Here is a 4,312-nt window from a genome sequence, read left to right on the forward strand (position 1 = left end):
GATTTATTGATAGGAGATTCTACAAAAGCCAGAGAGAAATTAGGTTGGCAGCCGTCGGTGACGTTCGAGGGACTGGTAAAATTAATGGTAGATGCGGATTTAGCGGCTTTGGGGATTAATCTTAATAACGGTGGTGATAGCGGACAGTTATTAAAAGATTTGGCTTATCTTCGCAATCGTTCCTTAATTGCCGTCGATTAACAAAGTCGGGTGGGTTAGGGAAGGGCAACCCACCCCCGTCTTGATCCATGGCCATTTTTACCTGACTTTTAGGAGTAAATCGGGTCTTTTTCCAGCAAACCTAGCAATTTTTGCATTTTAATCCAAGCCCTTCTCATTTGCCAGAATTTACTTTTTTCCATGGCGGCTATTTTACTCTCAGCTTTTTGTAATTCCTCGTCTCTTTCTCGATAATCTAATTGGTTTTTTTGCAAGTCTTGTTGCAATTCTTGTTCATGAATTTCTAATTGTTTAATTCGTTCTCTAGCCTGTTCCAACTGAGCGAATATATCAACTTTTAATGTGACTAAAGCAGCAAAAATGGCTTGGATATTTTGGGAGTAAAGTTGGGGATGATTATAAAAAAGTTGGGTGTAGGAATAGATATAGTGTTCTGCGGTCATTGAGCGACTCATAGAATCAGCTTTTTGTCGATAGAAAAATAACACTTCTGGGATACGATAGACTTCTCGACCTAATTCGATCAGCGATAGCCAGAAATCGTGATCTTCCCAACCATAAATTAAATTGCTATTATATCCCCCCACAGTTTCCCAATCGGATTTCCGAAACAAACCGGAGCAAAATATCATATTATCTACTAATATATCGGGAAATTTATACTCAGGCAGCGGCCAAGTTCCTTGTCTATCCCCAAAATACTCCGCTTCGCAATAAACTATACCTAATTGCTGATTACTTTCTAGCAAAGTAACCGCTTTTTCTAGATAGGAATCGGCAATTTTATCATCGGCATCGAGAGGAAGAATATAAGTTCCTTGCGCTTGGGCAATTCCTAGATTTCTGGCTGCGGCAACCCCTTGATTTTCTGTGCGGATGATCCTAGTTTTTGGCTGTTGATAATTTTGTAAAACCTCGATGGTTTCTGGTTCTGTGGATCCATCATCAATGACAAGGATTTCAAAACTTTGGTATGTTTGCACTAAAACAGATGCGATCGCATCATCAAGATAGCGACCTTGATTATAGCAAGGAATAATCACGGAAACTTGAGGAGCATGACTCATTGGGGGCAATTCTCTCCTACTCGAGCAAAAACTAGGTTATCAATAGCTTATCCTAAAAGTTCCCCTTTATCGTTTTTCTAAGTAAAGAAAGTGTTGATATCCCCACTAGCAATTTCGGGATAGTAGGACATATTATAGATAAACTCTTAAATTATTGCGATTGCTGGACAAAATCACCCAATTGGGTGATCCCCGTGAGGGAAGCATCTCTTTTTAATAAAGGATAAGTTATTCAATAATCAGATTGTAATTATAAATGATCTTTAATCATGGAAGCTCATCAACAAAAACAACTCCGCACTTTCCTCTTGGAAAAATTAGCAATTTCCCCCCGTTCCCTCGATATGGCTGTGCGTCTCTGTGAAGCATCGGTGGGTTCTTTGCCGATGGTTTTATGGCAGTACGGTTTAATTGATTTGTCGCAATTGAATCAAGTTTTTGACTGGATGGAAACGGTATAATCGAGATCGATCTGGTCTAAAATACTAATTTATCGACTCGATCGCCGTTTTGCTTGTCATGATAGTAAGATAGGAAGGGACTTAATTAATCTGGCATAGGTTCTTGAGTTAGACATCGACTATATGGAACTCTTTGAGGGCTGGATAAAAGTTGAGATTTTCGTGACTGGGACGACTGAGTTTAATCAGGGCAAAACGTTGGAATGGTTGCAATTTTTGCCATTGTTCTAAACTAATTTCAATCTGTAATTCTCTAGCTTTTTCTCGGACTGTATCAGGAATCTGGCTATCATCTAGCCAAGGAGGATGGGGATCTATTGCTAGTTCTCCTGCGGGATTGCCAGTTTTTTCCGTGATTAATTTTTGTAGAAAATCTCGATAAATTGCAGCTTCTGCTGCCGTCGTACAAGCCATATTAACTAACACCATTCTTTCTGGTTGACTCAACTGCATCCAATGGGATAATTTTAATTTAACTCCACAGGTATCTAGTTTCATTCTCACGGCCATCGGTATGCAACGTAAGGAGTCAACAAATTCGGCTTCAAAGTCAAAAAAGGTGTTCATATTATTTCATTGATTTACTGAGGATAAATCTATAATACAGTGCTGGGGTATAATTGTTAGAAAAAATGTTATTTTGATTGAAGAAAATTGGCTCGATATTGATGACTCGATATGAGAATTTCTTCTAGTTCCTGCCATTTTTCTCCTGCAATATAGTCAATAATTTGATCAAGATTTTGACGATAATTTTTCAAGGATATCAATAAAGCTTGACGATTGTATTTAGCCATCATTAAACCTAATTCGGGATTGCCAGCACCGACGCGACTGGTATCGCGAAAACCAGAACTAGCTAAATTTTCTGCTAATTTGCGAATATTCGGGTCTTGTTCTTTCCCACAAGCTTGGATTAAACTGGTACTAATCATTACTGGCAGATGGGAAATCCATGCCACGGCTCGATCGTGTTCTTCGGGGGAAGAATAATAAATTTTACAGCCTAATTTTTCTACTATTTCGGTTAGGATTTGCACGGCAAAGTTAGGAGTAGATTCAAGGGGAGTAATCAGATATGGGGCATCGACAAATAAACCCAATTGTGCAGCATTAATTCCCTGTTCGGTTTTCCCAGCCATGGGATGACTACCGACAAAATTCGGCCATAATTGACTACAATTGTCCACAATTGCCCCTTTAACTGATCCCACATCGGTGACAATGGCTTCGGTTTTTAAATAGGGAGTTAATTTTTGCAAAGTTGGCACAATTAAATGTATGGGAGTACAAATAAAGATTAAATCGGCAGTGGCTAATAATTCTAAATTGATACTAGATTCATCTACCACTCCTTTTTGTACAGCGATATCACAAGTGGATGGTTGACGGGAAACTCCCAAAACCTTATAACCTTGTGCGCGGAAATCTAACCCCAAGGAACCACCAATTAAACCCAGTCCAATAATCCCAATATTCATTATTTTTACTCAAAGATAATTTCGTCTTCCAGTCGCCAAGCTGGATCAACAATGCACAGGAAAATTAAGGGTTCCTCTCCACAATTATGAATATATTGTTTAGCAAGAGGAGGTATATAAATGGCAGCACCGACAGTCACTAATTGCACTTCCTCATCGATGTGCATTTCTCCTTGTCCTTGCAGAATATAATAAACTTCCGCAGTTTTTAAAGCGTGGGGAGTAGAAGTTTCCCCCACATCTACCCGCGCGTGGGCTAAACTATAACGTAGATTTAACGGCTGTTTATCGGGATGCAATAACTCACGCAATCGGGTATGATCACCGGCGATGAATTCCTGACATTCGAGCAGTTTTCTGATTAACATAGTAAAATTAAACCTCGAAGATTGTTTTTATTTTATCATTGAGTGAAAAGCTACAGACTAATAGCCGTTATCATAGAAATATTCAGCATCGCCAGAATTAACGAATGACTTGGTTAGAACATAGTGTACAGGTAGAAGTGGACGCGCCGATCGATCTGGTTTGGGAACTCTGGTCAGATTTAGAACAAATGCCCCACTGGATGAAATGGATCGAATCGGTGAAAATTCTAGAGGAGGAGCCAGAGCTTTCCCGTTGGAAGTTAGCCAGTGGTGGTCTAGAATTTACTTGGTTGTCACGGATAATGAAAATTGTCCCCCACCAGATGATTCAATGGGAATCCGTGGACGGGTTGCCTAACCGCGGGGCGATTCGTTTTTATGACCGTCATGGTAAGAGTATTGTGCGACTGACAGCAGCCTATGCTATACCGGGTTGGTTAGGAAAATTGATGGATAATCTTTTCCTCGGTCGAGTGGTGGAATCAACCCTGCAAGCTGATCTAGAGCGTTTTCGCCTTTATGCGCTCAATATTGTCAATAATACGCCGCCAAGGTGAGCTAATCATCCGCAGTTAGGGAATTTATTTTTTGTCCGATGGCTCTAGTCAGTCACCGACTATACTTTGCACGGCTGCAACTTGCATTTTTTACTCAAGGACAATAGTATAGTTTAAGAGTCATAATTAGAAGCAAAGCACTCATTAAAAACATGATTAACCTAGAATTCACGGAAGAAGAAAAGAACTCACTGTATT

Annotated in this window: 6 protein-coding genes and 1 pseudogene; 3 read left to right on the top strand and 4 right to left on the bottom strand. The window is 39.8% G+C overall.

Features of this window, described 5'->3' with window-relative positions; all coding sequences use genetic code 11:
* Window positions 1-201, top strand: a pseudogene (locus O9323_RS20910) (GDP-mannose 4,6-dehydratase); the annotation flags it as partial.
* A 68-nt stretch (window positions 202-269) separates the two neighbouring features.
* Here the strand turns inward: O9323_RS20910 and O9323_RS20915 are convergent.
* Window positions 270-1,247 carry a glycosyltransferase gene (locus O9323_RS20915; RefSeq protein WP_288125706.1) on the bottom strand — a complete coding sequence of 326 codons (978 nt, stop codon included), beginning with the start codon at window positions 1,245-1,247 and terminating at the stop codon, window positions 270-272.
* Between the two features lie 269 nt (window positions 1,248-1,516).
* On the opposite strand from O9323_RS20915, the gene O9323_RS20920 reads away from it, so the two are divergent.
* Window positions 1,517-1,708, top strand: a complete 192-nt coding sequence (locus tag O9323_RS20920; protein ID WP_002738067.1) for a DUF2949 domain-containing protein — start codon at window positions 1,517-1,519, stop codon at window positions 1,706-1,708.
* Window positions 1,709-1,816: 108 nt separating this feature from the next.
* Here the strand turns inward: O9323_RS20920 and O9323_RS20925 are convergent, their stop codons facing one another.
* The 3 genes from O9323_RS20925 to O9323_RS20935 all read right to left on the bottom strand — a co-directional run bounded on the left by O9323_RS20925 (window position 1,817) and on the right by O9323_RS20935 (window position 3,557).
* On the bottom strand, window positions 1,817-2,275 hold the full coding sequence (locus tag O9323_RS20925) for a nitrate reductase associated protein (protein WP_016516966.1): 459 nt from the start codon (window positions 2,273-2,275) through the stop codon (window positions 1,817-1,819).
* Window positions 2,276-2,343: 68 nt separating this feature from the next.
* On the bottom strand, window positions 2,344-3,189 hold the full coding sequence (locus O9323_RS20930) for a prephenate/arogenate dehydrogenase (protein ID WP_288125707.1): 846 nt from the start codon (window positions 3,187-3,189) through the stop codon (window positions 2,344-2,346).
* Window positions 3,190-3,194: 5 nt separating this feature from the next.
* Window positions 3,195-3,557 (bottom strand): cupin domain-containing protein, encoded by a 363-nt coding sequence (locus O9323_RS20935; protein ID WP_002774317.1) that lies wholly within the window; start codon window positions 3,555-3,557, stop codon window positions 3,195-3,197.
* Between the two features lie 104 nt (window positions 3,558-3,661).
* Here O9323_RS20935 and O9323_RS20940 point away from each other — a divergent pair, with 104 nt between their 5' ends.
* Complete coding sequence (locus O9323_RS20940; protein ID WP_130758561.1) at window positions 3,662-4,114, top strand: SRPBCC family protein; 453 nt, start codon at window positions 3,662-3,664, stop codon at window positions 4,112-4,114.
* The last annotated feature ends 198 nt before the right edge of the window (window positions 4,115-4,312 follow it).

The organism is Microcystis sp. LE19-131.1A (assembly GCF_027532015.1).
In the GTDB taxonomy this organism is placed as follows: Bacteria; Cyanobacteriota; Cyanobacteriia; order Cyanobacteriales; family Microcystaceae; genus Microcystis; species Microcystis ichthyoblabe_A.

Excerpts from the sequence above, each read along its gene's own strand:
- O9323_RS20915 (WP_288125706.1), bottom strand. The coding sequence starts at position 1,247 with ATGAGTCATGCTCCTCAAGTTTCCGTGATTATTCCTTGCTATAATCAA.
- O9323_RS20920 (WP_002738067.1), top strand. The coding sequence starts at position 1,517 with ATGGAAGCTCATCAACAAAAACAACTCCGCACTTTCCTCTTGGAAAAA.
- O9323_RS20925 (WP_016516966.1), bottom strand. The coding sequence starts at position 2,275 with ATGAACACCTTTTTTGACTTTGAAGCCGAATTTGTTGACTCCTTACGT.
- O9323_RS20930 (WP_288125707.1), bottom strand. The coding sequence starts at position 3,189 with ATGAATATTGGGATTATTGGACTGGGTTTAATTGGTGGTTCCTTGGGG.
- O9323_RS20935 (WP_002774317.1), bottom strand. The coding sequence starts at position 3,557 with ATGTTAATCAGAAAACTGCTCGAATGTCAGGAATTCATCGCCGGTGAT.
- O9323_RS20940 (WP_130758561.1), top strand. The coding sequence starts at position 3,662 with ATGACTTGGTTAGAACATAGTGTACAGGTAGAAGTGGACGCGCCGATC.